Source organism: Microbacterium sp. Leaf436 (assembly GCF_001424715.1).
Classification (GTDB): domain Bacteria; phylum Actinomycetota; class Actinomycetes; order Actinomycetales; family Microbacteriaceae; genus Microbacterium.
This window is the reverse complement of the sequence record NZ_LMRB01000004.1, coordinates 317,314-334,970: the sequence shown is the minus strand read 5'-3', so window position 1 is coordinate 334,970 and position 17,657 is coordinate 317,314. Positions and strand designations below refer to the sequence as shown.

Sequence of the window (17,657 nt, the reverse complement as noted above, 5' to 3'; positions counted from 1 at the left end):
CGGATGCCACGGCATCCGGGGTCTCGTGCTGTCAGGCGGGGCGCGGGGGAGCGGTGGAGGAGCGCACCACCAGGCGGGTCGCCGCCTCGGTGCGTCGCGGGGGCTCGCTGGTGCCCTCGATCATCGCCAGCAGCATGCGCGTCGCCTCGACGCCCTGGTCGAGCGGGAACTGCTCGACGGTGGTGAGGGCGAACATCTCGGCGTAGTCGTGGCCGTCGATGCCGACGACACTGAGCTGCGTCGGAACGGAGATGCCCATGCGACGCGCGGCGATGATGACGCCGATGGCGACCTCGTCGCACGCGGCGACGACGCCCGTGGGGCGGGAGGCGGCGTCGGCGAGGAACGAGGCGGCGGCCGCGTACGCATCGGTGATGGTCAGCGTGGACGGGACGTTGCGGATGCGAACGGCGAGTCCGTGGTCGTTCATGGCCTTGCGGTAGCCGATGGAACGCTCGTCGACGTCTTTTGCGGGGGCATCGCTGGGCGGCGTGCTGCCGACGAACGCGATGTCGGTGTGTCCCAGGGCGATGAGGTGCTGCGTGATGATGCGCGTGATGGCGATGTTGTCGAGGCCGAGGGTGGGAACCCCGGCGAGGGCGTTGCCGATGCTCACGACGGGTTTGCCGATGTTCGCGAGGCGTTCCAGATCGGCGTCGTCGGGTTCGAGGGCGACGGCGATGATGCCGTCGAAGCGCTTTCGGGCGAGGTAGGTGGAGTACAGGCTCTCGCGGTCGTTCGATCCGGGTTCGGCGACGTACAGGGTCACGTCGTACCCGCGGGGGATGAGGGTGCGCTCGACGCCCTCGACGATCGCGCCGAAGTACCAGCGGTTGACCTTCGGCACGATCAGGGCGATGGTGCTCGTGCGGCCGGTCGCCAGACTCACGGCGCTCGTGGAAGGGACGTAGCCGAGCGACTCCGCGGCGTCGGCGACGCGCCGACGCGTGTCGTCGGAGACGTAGCCGCCGCCGGTCAGTGCTCGGCTGGCGGTCGACTTGGACACGCCGGCCAGGCGTGCCACATCGGCGATTCCGCTCATCGTGTGTTCCTCGGGGTCCGATCGACATCGGTGTCGACGTCGAAGAAGAGTATCCGACAACGCGCTTTTGTGGAACCGGTTCCCCGCGATGCTTCCCCCCGGTTCTTCGCGTTTTTCCGCCAGTTATGCGTTCGTGATCTTTCGGCGTTGCGTCTCGTCGGGTTCTCGCCTACGGTGATCTGGAATCGGTTCCTGACAGGTTCCGATGCACCATTTGAACTCGAAGAGGAGAGACCACATGGGTATGTCACAGCGGTATCGCCTGCTGGCGCCCGTCGGGCTGCTGGCGGTCGGTGCGATTGCTCTCGCGGGCTGCGCCGAAGGCGACAGCAGCGGCGGCGGGAGCGGATCCGGGGGCGAGACGACCGTCCGCATCTCCGGCGGCATCACCGGCACCGAGGCCGACGCGCTGAACCAGAGCTTCGACCAGTTCACCGCGGACACGGGCATCAAGGTCGTCTACACCGGCGACAAGAGCTTCGAAGGCAACGTCGTGACCAAGGTCTCGGGTGGCGACGCCCCCGACATCGCGATCGTTCCGCAGCCGGGTCTGCTCAAGACCCTGATCGGCACCGGCGAGGTCCAGAAGGCGTCCGACGCCGTCTCGAGCAACGTCGACGAGTACTGGGGCGAGGACTGGAAGTCCTACGGCACCGAGGACGGCACGTTCTACGCCGCTCCCATGCTCGCCAACCTCAAGGGCTACGTCTGGTACTCGCCGGCGAAGTTCAAGGAGTGGGGCGTCGAGGTTCCCAAGACGTTCGACGAGCTTCTCACGCTCACGCAGACCATCCAGCAGAAGTCGGGCTCCGCACCCTGGTGCGCGGGCTTCGCCTCGGACGCCGCATCGGGCTGGCCCGGAACGGACTGGATCGAGGACATGGTCCTGCGTCAGTCCGGCCCCGACGTGTACGACCAGTGGGTGGCGAACGAGGTCAAGTTCACCGACCCGCAGATCAAGGACGCCTTCGACGCCGTCGGCTCGATCCTGCTCAACCCGTCGTACGTCAACGCCGGTTTCGGTGACGTCAAGAGCATCAACTCGACCGCGTTCGCCGACGTCGCCGCCAAGGTGGCCGACGGCAGCTGCGCGATGACCCACCAGGCGTCGTTCCTCTCGGCGAACTTCCTCACGGTCACGAACGCGGCGGGCGAGACCCCCACGATCGCCCCCGACGGCGACGTGTACGCGTTCCTGCTTCCGGGCGTGAAGGAAGGCGAGCTGGCCGTCGAGGGTGGCGGCGAGTTCGTCGCGGCCTTCTCCGACGACGAGAGCGTTCAGAAGGTCGCCGAGTTCATGTCGACCCCCGAGTTCGCGGATGCCCGCGTCAAGCTCGGCGGCGTCATCTCGGCCAACAAGGGCGCCGACCCGTCGCTCGCCTCCAGCGAGTTCCTCACCGAGGCGATGAAGACGCTGCAGGACCCGAACACCACGCTGCGTTTCGACGCGTCCGACCTCATGCCGGCCACCGTCGGTTCGGGTTCGTTCTGGAAGGGCATGGTCAGCTGGATCGACGGCACGCCCACCGACGAGGTGCTCAGCAACATCCAGGCCGGCTACGACAACTAGCCGTTCCTGACGAGACCGATGGGCCGTCCGCGATGCGGGCGGCCCATCCGGTCCCGTCCTTCATCATCGCCCTCTCGCTCGGGCGTCAATCGATGAGCACGAAGGCGTGTTCGGGAGGGAAGTCATGACCGATATCAAAAACGCGGAGAAGGCGCCGGCGGCCTCGCCGGCGGGCCGGACGAAAGCGACACCGTCGCGCGGCTCCGCGCACAATCACCGGACCACGGTCATCGTGGTCTCCGTCGCCCTCATCCTGGCGGTGGCGCTCTTCCTCTTCATGGTGACGCGGCCCGCGGCAGAGACGCGACCCACCACCCTGGGCTTCTCGCTCAACAGCTTCTTCACCTGGCTGGGCGGACTCAACCCGCTCGCGCAGATCCCGCTGGTCCTCCTCGCCTTCGGCGTCGTCGTCGGACTGCTGCTGCTGCTCATCGAGTACGCGCCACGCGCGGGCAAGGGTTACTTCTGGCTCCGCCTGGTGGCGTGCTTCGCCATCCCGGTGATCGCCTTCATGCTGCTGCGTCCGTACCAGAACGCCGTGATCTACGTGCTCGGCATCGCGGTGCTCCTCGGCGCCGTGCTCTTCTACGCGGACTACCGGTCGCGTCAGGGGGCCGGGTACCTGTTCCAGCTCATCCTGTTCGCCGCCCCGGCGTCGATCCTGCTGCTGCTGGGGCTCGTCTACCCCGCGATCACCACGTTCTTCCAGTCGTTCTTCGACAAGACCGGTGACAACTTCGTCGGGTTCGAGAACTACATCTGGACCTTCACGAACCCCGAGGGCTTCTGGTCGGTCATCAACACCCTCATCTGGGTGCTGCTGGCGCCGACCATCGCGACGGCCATCGGCCTCGCATACGCGGTCTTCATCGACCGAGCGGCCGGTGAGAAGTACCTCAAGGTCCTCATCTTCATGCCGTTCGCCATCTCGTTCGTCGGCGCCGGCATCATCTGGAAGTTCGTCTACGACTTCCGCCAGGACAACCAGATCGGCATCTTGAACGCCATCGTCACGGCGTTCGGCGGGCAGCCGGTGTCGTGGCTGTCGGCGGCGCCGCTGATCAACACCCTGCTCCTGGTCGTGGTCTTCATCTGGAGCCAGACGGGCCTGGCCATGGTCATCCTCTCGGCGGCCATCAAGGCCGTGCCGACGGAGCAGATGGAAGCGGCAGAGCTCGACGGCGCGAGCGCCTGGGAGCGGTTCATCAACGTCACCGTCCCCGGCATCCGTTCGTCGCTGATCGTGGTGCTGACCACGATCGCCATCGGTGCGCTCAAGATCTACGACATCGTCGCGGTCATGACCGGTGGACGCAACGACTCGACCGTCCTCGCCTTCGAGATGGTCAACCAGCAGCAGCGGTTCCAGAGCTACGGCCACTCCGCGGCGCTGGCCGTGGTGCTGTTCCTCTTCGTGCTGCCGCTGATCATCTTCAACGTGCGCCAGATCCGGAAGCAGAGGGAAGTGCGATGACCATCGGAGTAGATGTCGTCGAGCCGATCGTCGATTCACGTTCGGCCCGCCAGGTCGAGCGCGACACGCGCCGGCACGAGAAGACGGCGCAGAAGCGCCTCACGTCCAAGGGCGCGACGATCGCGGCCGTCGTCATCGCGTTCTTCTGGACGATCCCGACGTTCGGCCTGTTCGTCACGTCGTTCCGCCCCGGCTCCGACACGCAGTCGACCGGTTGGTGGACGGTGTTCACCGACCCCAGCTTCACGCTCGAGAACTACCGGCTCGCGCTGACCTCGGGCGGTACCGCCCTGACGCTGGCGTCGTCGTTCCTCAACTCGCTGGCGATCACGATCCCGGTGGTGCTGTTCGCCCTCGCGATCGCCTCGCTCATCGCGTACGCCTTCGCGTGGATCGACTTCAAGGGCCGCAACTTCTTCTTCATCTTCATCTTCGCGTTGCAGATCGTGCCGCTGCAGATGGCTCTCGTGCCGCTGCTGACACTGTTCTCGCGCGGACTGACGATCAACGAGGTCACGATCTTCCCGGGCTTCGACCTTCGCGGGGTGGAGCACAGCTTCGCCACCGTGTGGATCGCGCACGTGATCTTCGCGATGCCCCTGGCGATCTTCCTGCTGCACAACTTCATCGCCGAGATCCCGGGTGAGGTCATCGAGGCGGCTCGCGTCGACGGTGCCGGACACGGGCAGATCTTCTTCCGCCTGATCCTGCCGCTGGCTGCTCCCGCGCTGGCGTCGTTCGCGGTGCTCGAGTTCATCTGGGTGTGGAACGACCTGCTGGTGGCGACGATCTTCGCGCCATCGTCCTCTCTACCTCTGACGCAATCGCTGAACTCGTTGTCGGGCACCTGGGGCGACCAGTGGTTCCTGCAGTCGGCCGGAACGTTCATCTCGATCCTCGTGCCGCTGCTGGTGTTCTTCCTGCTGCAGCGCTTCTTCGTGCGCGGCCTGCTGGCGGGTGCGACGAAGGGCTGAGCCCGACTCCAGCGAAGGGGCGCGGCATCCACTCGGGTGTCGCGCCCCTTCGGCATTTCGAGCGGATGCCGTGCCGTCCGCCGCCCGCCGCCCGCCGCCCGCCGCCCGCCGTGCGCCGTCCGCCACCCGCCGCATAAACGCTGTTCCTGCGCATAAACGCGGCGACGGAGCGTTTCCGCGCAGGAACAGCGTTTATGGCGATGGGCCGGGTACGCCCGAGGCGCGGCTGCCCGGCGCGGCTGCGCGGGGCAGTCGCCCGGCGCGGCGGCGCGGCGGCGGACGCAAACGGCGCCGACCGGAAGCGGCGGGAACACCGAGCGCACCCCGTGTCCGCAGCCGATCGCGGCGCGGCTCAGGCCGACGGACGGCCGTGCGTCAGGCGCCGCAGCCGAGGCGTGACTGGATGTCGCGCATCGCGTCGATCTCGGCGGACTGACCGCTCACGATCGTGCCGGCGACCTCGGCCACGCGGGCCTCGTCGCCGAGCTCGATGATGGCCTCGGCCATGGGGATCGCGCCCTGGTGGTGGCGGATCATCAGCTCGAGGAACAGGCAGTCGGCGGGTTGCCCGTCGAGGGTGCGGAGTCGGTCGAGCTGCGCGTCGGTGGCCATGCCCATCTCGCCGAGCAGCTGCTCCTGCGTGAGGGCGGAGGTGTCGCCGTGGCTGTGCTCGCCCGACTTCTCCATCCACGTCATCAGCGGCTGATCCGAGGCTTGGGGCAGACCCCACTCGACGAGCCAGCCGTACATCTCGCCCCGCTGACCGGACTGCGTGGTCGCGATGTCGTACGAGAGGGCGCGCAACTCGTCGTCGGCGGTCTTGCGGTAGATCTCCATGGCCATGAGGACCGCCTGGGTGTGGTGCACCTGCATGTCGCGGGCGAAGCCGGCGTCGGCGGAGGTCGTCGAGGGGTGCGCCGGCGCGGCCGTCGCGCCGAACGCCGTGAAGCGTCCGATCGCGAAGGCCACGGCGACGACCGCCACGGCGATGAGGGCGACGACGGCCCACCGGACCGCGGGGCGTGCGACCGGGGCGTCGTCGGTCATCAGGCCTTGCCCGGACCTTCCACGCCACCCGAGCACGCGGCGTTCGGCTCGGGGGCGTTCTGGCTGCGCCAGAACTCGGTGAAGAACTCCCCGATGCGCGGGTCGCTCGGATCGTCGAGCTTCAGCTGGTGGTTCCAGGCGCTGACGGCGACGGGGGTGTCCATGTCGGGGTACGGCGAGAGGATCGCGTAGCTCGAGGGCAGAACCGCCTTCAGGGCGTCGATGCCGGCCTCGTCTACGCGGGCGGGGTCGTAGGTCACCCAGATGGCGCCGTGCTCCATGGAGTGCACGGCGTTCTCGTTCTGCTGGGGCTCGGTGTAGACGCCGCAGTTGAGCCAGATCGGGTTGTGCGGGCCGCCGGCGGGAGGGGTCTGGTCGTAGGTGACCGCATCTTGCACGTGATCGGAGCGGTTCTCGAAGGTCTGCACCCCGTCGATCTCGCGCCCGGTGCTGTTGCCGGCCTGGTAGCTCGTGGGGGGCTCGGGGGCGAAGGCGAAGGATGCCACGACCAGGCCGATCACCGCGAGGGCCGCCGTGGAACCGACGACCCACCAGACCAGCTTTCCGCGCTTTCGGCGCGCCATCTGCTTCTGGTATTCGGCGAGCTTCTGCTGCCGTTTCTGCTCGCGCTGCTGCTTGACGGTGAGGTCGATGTCGGCCTGCTTCGCGGGGTTGCCGCTCGCGCGCTTGTCGGAGGGGGAAGTCATGCGCTGTGTTCTGTCTCTCTTCGGGGCGGGACACATCGGCATGCGCCGACGATCCCAGCCTATTCGGGTGAATGGGCCGGTGGCCTGGGAGGAACCCGCGAGCCGGGATGGTGGCGCACGGGGTGGGACGCTAGTATTAACGACGTCGAATCGATTCGAGGTTCGACGATCCCCCCTTTTTTTCTCAGCCCGACTCGTTCGGGCTGTCCGTGTTGCGAAACGAAACTGACGCGTGCTCGATACTGCTTCCCACCCCGTGATCCCCGCAGCGGCTGCCGCCGCGCAGACCCCCACCGGCGCCATCCGCGCGCTGGGCAAGAACCCCGCCACCGCACCGATCGTGCTGCACCCGGGCGACGCGATCCCCGCGTCGCGCCGCGTGCTGTACATCATCGTGCTCGGCGCACTGACGGCCCTCGGCCCGTTCACCATCGACCTCTACCTGCCGGCGTTCCCGGTTCTCGAGGCCGACTTCCAGACCTCGGCGGCGGCGATCCAGCTGACCCTCACGGGCACGATGATCGGCTTCGCCCTCGGCCAGCTGATCGTCGGGCCCCTCAGCGACAAGGTCGGGCGCCGTCTTCCCCTGCTGTCGGTGACCGCCCTGCACGTGGCCGCGAGCATCTTCGCCGCCCTCGCGCCGACGCTCGAGACGCTCTCGATCGCGCGCGTGCTGATGGGCGCGGGAGCCGCCGCCGGCGGTGTCGTCGCCGCGGCGATCATCCGCGACCTCTTCGGGGGGCGCCGCCTGGTGGTCATGCTCTCGCGCATGGCGATGGTGTCGGGCGTCGCACCCGTGCTGGCTCCGCTCGCGGGTTCCGCGCTGCTGCTGGTGATGAACTGGCGGGGCATCTTCGTCGTGCTCGCCGTGTACGGCGCGGTCATGCTCGTGTCGGCCATCCTGTTCGTGCCCGAGACCCTTCCGGCGGCCCGTCGCGGCGGCCCGGGAGCCACCACGGTGTGGCAGCGGTACGCGAGCGTCTTCCGCGACCGCGTCTTCATCGGCGTGCTGATCATCGGGGCGATGACCTTCAGCGGTCTGTTCTCGTACCTCTCGGCGTCGTCGTTCCTGTTCCAGGTGACCTACGGCTTCAACGCCCAGCTGTACGGCGTGCTGTTCGCGGCCAACTCGGTCGGCGTGGTCGTCGGCGTGCAGGTCGCGTCACGTCTCGCGGCCCGCTTCGGCCCCCAGTGGGTGATGGCCTTCTCGACCGCGGTGCTCGTGCTCGCCGGGGGTGCCATCGTGGTGACCGACCAGTTGGGACTGGGACTGTGGGGGACCATCGTGCCCCTGTTCTTCTTCATGACCGCGTGCGGCTTCACCTTCCCGTGCGCGCAGGTGCTCGCCCTCGACCGGCACGGCAAGGCCGCGGGGACGGCGCAGTCGATCATCGGCGCGGCCAACTTCGGCATCGCCGGCATCATCTCGCCCCTCGTCGGGCTGCTGGCCACCGGATCGGGCATCACCGCCACGACCATGGCATCCGTGATGCTCGGGTGCGCGGTCATCGGCGTGATCTCGCTCTGGGTGCTCGTGCGCCCGCGCACGGTCGAGCGCCTCGCCCCCTGACCTCCCGGCGACATCCCGCCGACACCGGCGGCCGCGAACAGTAGCAGAGCGGGCGTCGGTGTTCCGCGGGGCCTCGGCGAGCGGCATCATGGGTCAATGGATGCCGCTGCGACCGACGACCCCGTTCTCGATGCGCGCCCGCAGCGGTTCCGCGCCGTCGTCGGAGTGGTGCTGGTGGCTGTGGCGTGCGGCCTGGGGGCGTGGGTGTACTTCCGCGGCCCGAGCCCGTTCGCGGTGGACGTCTGGTGGAACCAGTTGTTCGCGGCGGCGCCGTCGCAGCCGCTGTTCGTCTTCGCGCTCGCGATGGACCAGGTGGGCGGTCACCTCACCGCGGTGCTGATCATTCCGCTCGGAGGGGCGCTCGCGCTCTTCCTGTCGCGGCGGCGATGGTCGGCGCTGTACTTCCTGACCGCGTCCGCGGGCAGCGCCTTGTTCGTCCAGGTGCTCAAACAGACCTTCGGTCGCGCCCGTCCCGAAGACATCCTCATCCTCAGCGACTACGGCTCCTTCCCCTCGGGTCATACTGCGAACGCCGCGACGATCGCGGTCGTCGCCGCGGTGATCTTCCCCCACGCGTGGGTGCGCGTGGTGGGCGTGGCCTGGATCGTGCTGATGGCGTTCAGCCGCACCTACCTGCACGCGCACTGGCTGTCGGACACCCTGGGCGGCGCGCTGGTGGGAGCGGGGGCGGCGCTCATCCTGGCCGCCGCGTTCTCGCGGTTGCGGTACCGCGACGCCGACCGGCTCGTGATGAGACGCGCGCGCCGGGCGGATGCCGGGACCCGGGGCGCGTCGTAGGCTGACGCGCATGAGCGCCGCCGCTGACGAGACCCCTGCTATCTCCGACGCCGACGCCGACGCCGAGGTCGCCCGCCTGCGGGCCGAGGCCGATGCCGCCGAGGCCGAGCTGCGACTCGCCCGTGCGCGCGCCGACCTGGCCGCGGCCGAGGCGACGGCTGCCCGTGCGCGCGCGGCGGCGGCGCGGCCGGTGGGGGAGCCCGCGGCGGCGCCCGAGGTCGTGCCGACGACGACGGCACCCGCTCCGGCCGGGGCTGCGGCGCCCGGGCGGTCCGACCCCTCCGCGTCGCCCCACGCCGCCCCGCCCGTAAACACCTCGGTCGCGTCCGCCGCGTCGGGGCCGCTGTCCGATGCCCAGGTCGCCGCCGTCGCCGCGGGCTACACCGCCGACGGCGCGACCCTCGACCTCGGCGTGCTGATCAACGGCGGGCCGGTGGCATCCGTTCCCGTGCGCATTCCGCTGGCGATGACGAACCGCCACGGCCTGGTCGCCGGCGCCACCGGCACGGGTAAGACGCGCACCCTGCAGGTGCTCGCCGAGCAGCTGTCCGAGAACGGGGTGCCCGTGTTCGCCGCCGACATCAAGGGCGACCTCTCGGGTCTGGCCGCCCCCGGGACGCCGAGCGAGAAGCTCGCCGCGCGGACCGCCGCCCTCGGCCAGGACTGGACGGCGCGGGCGTTTCCGACCGAGTTCTTCGCGCTCGGCGACGACGTGGGCGCGGGCATCCCCGTGCGGGCGACGGTCTCGGGCTTCGGACCGTTGCTGCTCAGCCGGGTGCTGGGCCTGAACGCGACGCAGGAGTCGAGCCTGGGACTGGTGTTCCACTACGCCGACGAGAAGGGGCTCGCCCTCGTCGACCTGTCCGATCTGCGGGCGGTGCTGCTCCATCTGACCGCAGACGAGGGCAAGGCCGAGCTGAAGGGCATCGGCGGGTTGTCGGCCGCGACGGCGGGAGTGATCCTGCGCGAGCTCATCGCGTTCGCCGCGGCGGGCGCCGAGACCTTCTTCGGCGAGCCCGAGCTCGACGTGAGCGTGTTCCTGCGCACCGATGCCACGGGTGCCGGCATCGTGAGCCTGCTCGAAGTGCCCAACGTGGCCGCGCGACCCGAGCTGTACTCGACGTTCCTCATGTACCTGCTCGCGGAGCTGTACGAGACGCTCCCCGAGGTCGGCGATCTCGACAAGCCCAAACTCGTGTTCTTCTTCGACGAGGCGCACCTGCTGTTCCGCGACGCGTCGAAGGCGTTCCTCGCCGCGATCACCCAGACGGTGCGGCTGATCCGCTCGAAGGGCGTCGGGGTCTTCTTCGTGACCCAGACGCCGAAGGACGTTCCCGGTGACGTGCTCGCCCAGCTCGGCTCGCGCGTGCAGCACGCCCTGCGGGCCTTCACCCCCGACGACGCGACGGCGCTGCGGGCCTCGGTGCGCACGTACCCCGACTCGGGCTACGACCTCGAACGGGTGCTGCAGGAGCTCGGCACGGGCGAAGCGATCGTCACCGTCATGAGCGAGCGCGGGGCTCCCACCCCGGTCGCCTGGACACGCCTGTTCGCCCCGAGGGCGTCGATGGCGCCGATCAGCGCCGACGCGATGGCCGCAGCGGTCTCGGCATCGCCCCTCTTCCCGACCTACGGCACTCCCGTCGACCCCGAGTCGGCGCGCGAGATCCTCGGCGCGCGCCTGCAGGCCGCGACCGACGCGCAGGAGGCCATCGAGCGGGCGAAGAAGGCCGCCGCCGACGAGGCCGAGTTCGAGAAACAGAAGGCAGCTATCGACAAGGCCCGCGCCGACGCGCAGAAGAAGGCGCAGCGCGAGTACGACCGGATCCTCAAGACCACCGCGGCCCCGCGCCGTCGGGCGAGCACACCGACGGCGCCTCTCGACGATCTGCTGGGGCGCGGGGCGACGAAGAGCATCGTGTCGGGGGTCATCCGCGGACTGTTCGGCAACGGGCGTCGGCGCTGAGCGTGTGCCCGGTCGAGCGGCGTCGTGCCACCGACCCGGGAAGAGCGGAACGGGGAGGGATGCCGTGACCTCCGGCATCCCTCCCCGTTCCGGTGCGGCTACGAGCGGCGGATCTGCAGCGGCATGGTCGAGGTGTCGATGAGCGGGTCGTCGTCCTGACGCTCGACGAGGGCCTCGGCCTCGGCCGTGGTCTCGACGGTGGGCATCGATCCGAGCAGCGGTCGGCGGGCCGTCTCGCGCATGGAGAGAAGGGCGACCAGCCCCAGAGCGGCGAAGAACATGATGTAGAACGCCGGCATGAGGGTGTTGCCGGTCAGGTCGATGAGCGCCTGACTGAACAGCGGGGTGGTGCCGCCGAACAGCGACACGGCGATGTTGTAGGCGACGGCCATCGCCCCGAACCGCGACGCGGTGGGGAACAGGGCCGGCAGAGCGGATGCCGAGATGGCGACGTAGAACGCCACCGGCACCGCCGCCATGCACAGGGCGATCATCACCGCCCACAGCTCACCGATCTGCATGATGAGGAACGCCGGAACCAGCAGCACCAGGGCGGACACCGCGGCGATGGCGTACACGGGCTTGCGGCCGATCCGATCACTGAGGCGACCGATCAAGGGGAGGGCTGCCGACATGACCAGCAGAACCGGTACGGTCGCCACCGCGGCCGACAGGTTGGATACACCCACCTCTTTCTCGAGGTAGGTCGGCATGTAGCTGGTGAGGGCGTATCCGGCGGTGTTGGTGGCGGCGACGAGGGCGATACCGATCAGGAGCGCCCTCCAGTGGTGCCGCACGATGCCGATCAGACCCTGGCGGGCCATCGGGTCGTCCGCATCGATCTCGGCCGAGCCGGTGTGCTCGAAGGCGGGCGTCTCGGGAATGCGCAGACGGAAGTAGATCGCGACGATCCCGAGCGGGATCGCCAACAGGAACGGGATGCGCCACCCGTAGTCGACCATGGCGTTCTCACCCGAGATCGAGGTGGTGATCGCGGTGGTGATCGCCACGGCCGAGGCGCCGGCGGCGAAGCCGACGTACGACCCGACATCGAGCCACGACGACCAGAATCCGCGCCGGCGGTCGGGCGAGAACTCGGAGACATAGGTGGTCGCCCCGGCGTACTCGCCGCCGGTCGAGAAGCCCTGCACCATCTTGAGCAGGTACAGGGGGACGATCGCCCACAGCCCGATCTGCGCGGAGGTGGGGAGGATGCCGATGAGCGCGGTGGCCGCGGCCATCATCGCCATCGTGAGGAACAGCACCTTCTGGCGGCCGATGCGATCGCCCAGCGGGCCGAGCACGAAACCGCCGAAGGGGCGGACGAGGAAGGAGATGGCGAAGCCGAGGAGCGTGACCAGCAGGTTCCAGGGGGCGGGGACGTCGGAGGCGAAGACGACGGTGAGCGTGACGGCGAGGTAGCCGTAGATACCGAAGTCGAACCACTCCATGAAGTTGCCGACGACGGTGCCGCCGATGGCGGTGCGGACGCGCTTCTTGTCGATGACGATCACGTCGTCGACCTCGAGCCGTGCGGCTCCGGATGCCGAGGGGGGTTTCTCGTTCATCGGTCCAGCTTCACTCGGATCGGCTTTCGTTTCCAGTCCGGGCGCTGCGCGAGAGCGTGTGTTAGCGGAAGGTCAGCACCCGATCGCCCCACCCGCGGCGGGGCGTGCGTCGAGCGGACCGCAACGAACCGGCGGCACGCGCTCACCCTCGCGTCCGTCAAGCCCCCGGCGATGTCGGATGCCGCGCGTACCGTGGCGGGCATGACCGAGCTCTCCGCCCCCACCGGCCGCGAAACCGCGCTCGTCGCCCAGCCCCGGCCCGACGGCTCGGCCCCTCGCGCCCTGGTGTTGGGTGCCACCGGATATCTGGGCGGTCGACTCGTTCCCCGACTGCTCTCGGCCGGCTACCGCGTGCGCGTGATGGCGCGCGATCCGCGCCGCGTCGAGGCGTTCCCCTGGGGTGACGAGGTCGAGACGGTCGCCGGCGACGCGACCGACGCCGATGCGGTCCGCAGCGCCGTCGAGGGCGTCGACGTGCTCTACTACCTGATCCATTCGATGGGCAGCGGCCGCGACTTCGAGGCCACCGACCGGCGCGCGTCGCAGACGGTCGCCGACGCGGCGGCGGCGGCCTCGGTGTCGCGCATCGTCTACCTCGGCGGACTGCACCCCGACGACGCCACGCTGTCGGCGCATCTGCGCTCGCGCGTCGAGGTGGGCGACATCCTGCTGGCCAGCGGTGTGCCCACGCTCGTGCTGCAGGCGGGCGTCGTCATCGGCTCGGGCTCCGCCTCGTTCGAGATGGTGCGCCACCTCACCGACGTGCTGCCGTACATGCCGGCACCCAAGTGGGTGCGCAACCACATCCAGCCGATCGCCGTGCGCGACGTGCTGCACTATCTTCTCGGAGCCGCTCGGGTCGCGCCGAACGTCAACCGCGCCGTCGACATCGGCGGCCCCGACGTGCTGCGATACGGCCAGATGATGAACGGCTACGCGCTCGAGGCCGGCTTGCACCAGCGCGCGATCGCCTCGTTGCCCGTTCTCACCCCTCGACTCGCGTCGCACTGGGTCAATCTCGTCACCCCCATCCCGAAGGCGATCGCACGGCCCCTGGTCGAGTCGTTGCAGAACGACTGCGTGGTGAAGGACCGGGCGATCGACGACCTGGTGCCGCGTCCCGAGGGGGGTCTGCTGCCGTACCGCGACGCCGTCCGCCGTGCTCTCGGACGCGTGAACGACGATGCCATCGAGACCAGCTGGCAGGATGCCGAGGTCTCGGGCGTTCCGAGCGACCCGCTGCCGAGCGACCCCGACTGGGCCGGACGCCTGGTGTACACCGACGAGCGCACCATGACGACGACGGCGAACTCCGCGCAGCTGTGGTCGGTCATCGAGGGCATCGGCGGCGAGAACGGCTGGTACTCCTCGCCCCTGCTGTGGGCGATCCGCGGGTGGATGGACCGCCTGGTCGGTGGGGTGGGCCTCGCCCGCGGTCGCCGCAGCCGCTCGGTCGTGACCGTCGGCGACGCGCTCGACTTCTGGCGCGTCGAGGCCATCGAGCCCGGCCACCTGCTGCGCCTGCGCGCCGAGATGAAGGTGCCCGGGGGAGCCTGGCTCGAACTGCGCGCGACCCCCGAGGGCGACGGAGCACGCTTCGACCAGCGCGCGCTCTTCTTTCCCACCGGTCTCGCCGGGCGCCTGTACTGGCTGGCCGTGCTGCCCTTCCACGGCCTCATCTTCAGCGGTATGGCCCAGCGCATCACCGCTGCTGCCGAGCACGTGCAGCGCGACAATCCGGAGCCGAAGGCCGAGGCGGGTCGCCTCGCGCCCGAGGTCCCCGAGGTCGAGACGGTCTGACGATGCTCTCGTGCGCGCCTCGCGTCTCGTCGCGCTCGTCGGGGTCCGCCCCTCGGGCGTCTGACCTAGGCTGATCCCGTGCCGCACGTCGCCCGGGTGATCACCGTTTCCGACCGCTCCGCCGCGGGCCTGCGCGAAGACCGCGGCGGCCCGCTCGCCGTGTCGCTGCTGCGCGAGGCCGGGTTCACCTGCGCCGACGCGGTCGTCGTGCCCGACGGGGCCGACAGGGTCGAGGCCGCGCTGCGCGCCGCCGTCGCCGAGGGGCCGGGACTCATCGTCACCACGGGCGGCACGGGCATCGCCCCCCGCGACCGCACGCCCGAGGGCACCGCCCGGGTGCTCGATCGTGAGCTGCCCGGCATCGCCGAAGAGCTTCGTCGCCGGGGCCTCGCCGACACCCCCCTGTCGGTCATCTCGCGCGGGCTGGCGGGGATCGTCGACCCCGGGGTGCTCGTCGTCAACCTTCCCGGATCCACGCGCGCCGTGGCATCCGGAATCACGGTGATCGCCGAGATCGCCCCGCACGTGCTTGACCAGCTCGCCGGAGGAGACCACGCATGAGTGCCGTCCGCATCGCCCGCCTGTCGGAGCAGCCGCTCGACCTCGACGTGCACCTCGATGCCGTCGAGGACCCTTCGTCGGGGGCCGTGACCACCTTCGTCGGGCGCGTCCGCGACACCGACCCCGATGCCTCCGACGCGGTGGTCGCCCTGGAGTACAGCGCGCACCCCGACGCCGAGCAGGCGCTTCACCGCATCGCCGAGGACGCCGCTGCCGGCACCGACGCGATCGTCGCCGTCAGTCACCGCGTCGGGCGACTGGGCGTGGGCGATGCGGCCGTGATCATCGCCGTGGCATCCGGTCACCGCGCCGCGGCGTTCGAGGTGTGCCGCACGGTGATCGAGACGATCAAGACCGACCTCCCCGTGTGGAAGCGTCAGGTCGAGGCCGACGGCACCACGGAGTGGAAGGGCCTGGGCGGGTAGGTATCAGATCTGATGCCCTCCGGGCGTCGGCCGTTGGAGGTGCAGCGAGTGACGCTCCCCTCCGGGGGAGGGGTCACGGTCCCGACCGTCGCCGAGATCGCCCGCATCAAGGGTTTCCTGATCGTCAAGCGCAGTCAGATGCGCGACTACCTGGACGTCGCCGCGCGTCGCTTCGTGAGGCGCGCTCAGCCGCCCGCGAAGGGCGGCAGCACGTCGACGTGGGTCGCGCCGGTGAGCGCCACGTCATCGTCGTGGCGCGTCCCGTCGACGAGCACGGCGCAGCGATCCAGGATGCCGACGAGGGCGGGGTGGGCGGCGGCGATCGCCGTGCGCAGCGCGACGAGGGTCGTCTCGGCGCGGTCCTCGGCATCCGTGCCGGCCGCCTCGGCGGCGGCGGCGAAGTAGCGGACGCGGACGCTCATGCGGGCGTCCCGTCCGCGGCATCCGACTCGCCCGGACGCCGCCAGTCGCCCGACTTGCCGCCGGTCTTCGACACGATGCGCACGTTCTCGATGAAGGTGCCCTTGTCCATGCCCTTCACCATGTCGACGATGGCGAGGGCGGCGACCGAGACGCTCGTGAGCGCCTCCATCTCGACGCCGGTGCGGTCGGCGGTGCCGACGGTGGCCTCGATCTCGACGCCGTCGTCGGTGATCTCGAGCTCCACCGAGGCGCGGTGCACGCCGATGACGTGGGCCAGCGGCAGCAGAGCCGGAGTCGACTTGGCGGCCTGGATGCCGGAGATCCGCGCCACGGCCAGCACATCGCCCTTGGGGGTGGTGCCGTCGCGGAGGGCCGCGACCACCTCGGGCGCGCACCGCACGAAGCCCCGCGCGGTCGCCGAGCGCACGGTGGGCTGCTTGAGCGTGACGTCGACCATGCGGGCGTGGCCCGTGGCATCCAGGTGGGTGAAGGTCATGGAATCAGCATGACATCGAGCGGGTTGCCCACGGCGACGGTCGACACGTCGGCGGGGACGATCGCGAAGGCCTCGGCGCGTGCGAGCGAGGCCGCGAGGTGCGAACCCGACCCTCCGGCCGTGGCCGGGCGCACGGTTCCGGCGACCAGATCGACCGCGGCGGGGAGGTACTGGCGGCGTCCGGGCGGAGTCGTCCAGCTCTCGGATGCCGTGAGGCGGGCGAGGCGTCGGTCGACCTCGACGCGCCCCTGCAGCGCCAGCAGGGCGGGGCGCACGAACACCTCGAACGACACCGCGACGCTGACGGGATTGCCGGGCAGACCGAAGACGAGTCGACCGTCGGGGAGGACGCCGAAGGCCTGCGGCTTGCCGGGCTGCATGGCGATCCTGTCGAAGGCGATGCGGTCGGCGAGTGCCAGCCGTACGGGCTCGTAGGCGCCCGCGCTCACTCCGCCGGTGAACACGACGACGTCGGCGCGCGCCGCGCGGGCGAGCACGGCGTCGATGCCGGCGGGGTCGTCGCCGATGCGGTCGACGAGGTCGATCTCGGCGTCGGCCTCGGTGACGAGCGCGGTCAGCAGCGTCGCATTGGAATCGGGGGTCTGGCCGCGTTCTGGCGCTGCACCGGGCGCGACGAGTTCGCTGCCGGTCGACACGATCGCCACGCGGGGGCGGCGCGTGACCGACACGGTGTCGACGCCGGCGGCGGCCGCCGCGGCCAGGGCGAAGGCGCCGAGGCGCTCGCCGGGCGAGAGCACGATGTCACCCGCGCGCGTGTCGCCACCGCGGCGACGGATGAAGGCTCCCGCAGCGGCGGGACCCCGGCGCACCTCGACCGAGCCGAGCGAGTCGGCGAGGCCCCCGGCCGTGTCCTCGAACGGCACGATGGCGTCGGCGTCGGCGGGAACGGCCGCGCCCGTCATGATGCGCGCGGCCTCACCCGTCGCGAGCGTCGGGTCGTCGGCGGTGCCGGCCGGCAGATCGGCCACGACCCTCAGGGTCACCGGGGTCTCGGCATCCGCCCCCTCGACGTCGGCGAAGCGCACGGCGAAGCCGTCCATCGACGAATTGTCGAAACCGGGCAGGTCGTGGGCGGCGAGCACGGGCTCGGCGAGGGTGCGTCCGGCCGCGGCAGCCAGCGTCACCTCTTCGGCGGGAAGCGGCGCGACGGCGGCGAGCACGCGGTCGCGGTGCTGTTCGACGGTGAGCAGCGGGGTCATCGGGGCCTCCGGGATC

16 protein-coding genes are annotated in these 17,657 nt (G+C 70.2%); 9 read left to right on the top strand and 7 right to left on the bottom strand.

Annotated features, from left to right (window positions below; genetic code table 11):
* Positions 1–31 precede the first annotated feature (31 nt).
* Positions 32–1,042 carry a LacI family DNA-binding transcriptional regulator gene (locus ASG45_RS13870; RefSeq protein ID WP_055838800.1) on the bottom strand — a complete coding sequence of 337 codons (1,011 nt, stop codon included), beginning with the start codon at positions 1,040–1,042 and terminating at the stop codon, positions 32–34.
* A 238-nt stretch (positions 1,043–1,280) separates the two neighbouring features.
* On the opposite strand from ASG45_RS13870, the gene ASG45_RS13865 reads away from it, so the two are divergent.
* The 3 genes from ASG45_RS13865 to ASG45_RS13855 all read left to right on the top strand — a co-directional run bounded on the left by ASG45_RS13865 (position 1,281) and on the right by ASG45_RS13855 (position 5,060).
* Positions 1,281–2,612 (top strand): ABC transporter substrate-binding protein, encoded by a 1,332-nt coding sequence (locus tag ASG45_RS13865; RefSeq protein WP_055838797.1) that lies wholly within the window; start codon positions 1,281–1,283, stop codon positions 2,610–2,612.
* A gap of 277 nt (positions 2,613–2,889) precedes the next feature.
* Positions 2,890–4,086 carry a carbohydrate ABC transporter permease gene (locus tag ASG45_RS13860; RefSeq protein WP_055839543.1) on the top strand — a complete coding sequence of 399 codons (1,197 nt, stop codon included), beginning with the start codon at positions 2,890–2,892 and terminating at the stop codon, positions 4,084–4,086.
* The gene (locus tag ASG45_RS13855; protein WP_055838795.1) at positions 4,083–5,060 is read left to right on the top strand and encodes a carbohydrate ABC transporter permease; all 978 of its coding nucleotides are present in this window, start codon (positions 4,083–4,085) and stop codon (positions 5,058–5,060) included. Before ASG45_RS13860 ends, ASG45_RS13855 begins: the two co-directional genes overlap by 4 nt.
* A 375-nt stretch (positions 5,061–5,435) precedes the next feature.
* On the opposite strand, the gene ASG45_RS13850 is transcribed toward ASG45_RS13855, so the two are convergent.
* Together ASG45_RS13850 and ASG45_RS13845 are read right to left on the bottom strand one after the other, a co-directional pair.
* Positions 5,436–6,107 (bottom strand): DUF305 domain-containing protein, encoded by a 672-nt coding sequence (locus tag ASG45_RS13850; RefSeq protein WP_055838792.1) that lies wholly within the window; start codon positions 6,105–6,107, stop codon positions 5,436–5,438.
* Positions 6,107–6,814, bottom strand: coding sequence for a DUF3105 domain-containing protein (locus ASG45_RS13845; protein WP_055838789.1), 708 nt, complete (start codon positions 6,812–6,814; stop codon positions 6,107–6,109). The genes ASG45_RS13850 and ASG45_RS13845 overlap by 1 nt, the downstream gene beginning before the upstream one ends.
* A gap of 232 nt (positions 6,815–7,046) precedes the next feature.
* On the opposite strand from ASG45_RS13845, the gene ASG45_RS13840 reads away from it, so the two are divergent.
* From ASG45_RS13840 to ASG45_RS13830, 3 genes are all read left to right on the top strand, one after another.
* Entirely contained in the window at positions 7,047–8,384 is a 1,338-nt protein-coding gene (locus tag ASG45_RS13840; RefSeq protein WP_191915955.1) for a multidrug effflux MFS transporter, read from the top strand.
* A gap of 96 nt (positions 8,385–8,480) precedes the next feature.
* Positions 8,481–9,182, top strand: a complete 702-nt coding sequence (locus ASG45_RS13835) for a phosphatase PAP2 family protein (RefSeq protein ID WP_055838786.1) — start codon at positions 8,481–8,483, stop codon at positions 9,180–9,182.
* Between the two features lie 10 nt (positions 9,183–9,192).
* The gene (locus ASG45_RS13830; protein ID WP_200943422.1) at positions 9,193–11,148 is read left to right on the top strand and encodes a helicase HerA-like domain-containing protein; all 1,956 of its coding nucleotides are present in this window, start codon (positions 9,193–9,195) and stop codon (positions 11,146–11,148) included.
* A gap of 98 nt (positions 11,149–11,246) precedes the next feature.
* On the opposite strand, the gene ASG45_RS13825 is transcribed toward ASG45_RS13830, so the two are convergent.
* Positions 11,247–12,716 carry an MFS transporter gene (locus tag ASG45_RS13825; RefSeq protein ID WP_055838784.1) on the bottom strand — a complete coding sequence of 490 codons (1,470 nt, stop codon included), beginning with the start codon at positions 12,714–12,716 and terminating at the stop codon, positions 11,247–11,249.
* Between the two features lie 201 nt (positions 12,717–12,917).
* On the opposite strand from ASG45_RS13825, the gene ASG45_RS13820 reads away from it, so the two are divergent.
* From ASG45_RS13820 to ASG45_RS13810, 3 genes are all read left to right on the top strand, one after another.
* Complete coding sequence (locus ASG45_RS13820) at positions 12,918–14,516, top strand: SDR family oxidoreductase (RefSeq protein WP_055838780.1); 1,599 nt, start codon at positions 12,918–12,920, stop codon at positions 14,514–14,516.
* 78 nt (positions 14,517–14,594) lie between these two features.
* Positions 14,595–15,077, top strand: coding sequence for a MogA/MoaB family molybdenum cofactor biosynthesis protein (locus tag ASG45_RS13815; RefSeq protein ID WP_055838778.1), 483 nt, complete (start codon positions 14,595–14,597; stop codon positions 15,075–15,077).
* Positions 15,074–15,502: a molybdenum cofactor biosynthesis protein MoaE gene (locus tag ASG45_RS13810; protein ID WP_055838775.1), complete on the top strand. Its 429-nt coding sequence runs from the start codon at positions 15,074–15,076 to the stop codon at positions 15,500–15,502. Before ASG45_RS13815 ends, ASG45_RS13810 begins: the two co-directional genes overlap by 4 nt.
* Positions 15,503–15,687: 185 nt before the next feature.
* Here ASG45_RS13810 and ASG45_RS13805 read toward each other — a convergent pair whose 3' ends face one another.
* From ASG45_RS13805 to ASG45_RS13795, 3 genes are read right to left on the bottom strand one after another with little or no spacing between them, the layout of a single operon-like run.
* Entirely contained in the window at positions 15,688–15,924 is a 237-nt protein-coding gene (locus ASG45_RS13805; RefSeq protein WP_055838773.1) for a MoaD/ThiS family protein, read from the bottom strand.
* The gene (moaC, locus tag ASG45_RS13800; RefSeq protein ID WP_055838771.1) at positions 15,921–16,421 is read right to left on the bottom strand and encodes a cyclic pyranopterin monophosphate synthase MoaC; all 501 of its coding nucleotides are present in this window, start codon (positions 16,419–16,421) and stop codon (positions 15,921–15,923) included. Before moaC ends, ASG45_RS13805 begins: the two co-directional genes overlap by 4 nt.
* The gene (locus ASG45_RS13795) at positions 16,418–17,641 is read right to left on the bottom strand and encodes a molybdopterin molybdotransferase MoeA (RefSeq protein ID WP_055839531.1); all 1,224 of its coding nucleotides are present in this window, start codon (positions 17,639–17,641) and stop codon (positions 16,418–16,420) included. The genes moaC and ASG45_RS13795 overlap by 4 nt, the downstream gene beginning before the upstream one ends.
* Positions 17,642–17,657: the final 16 nt, after the last annotated feature.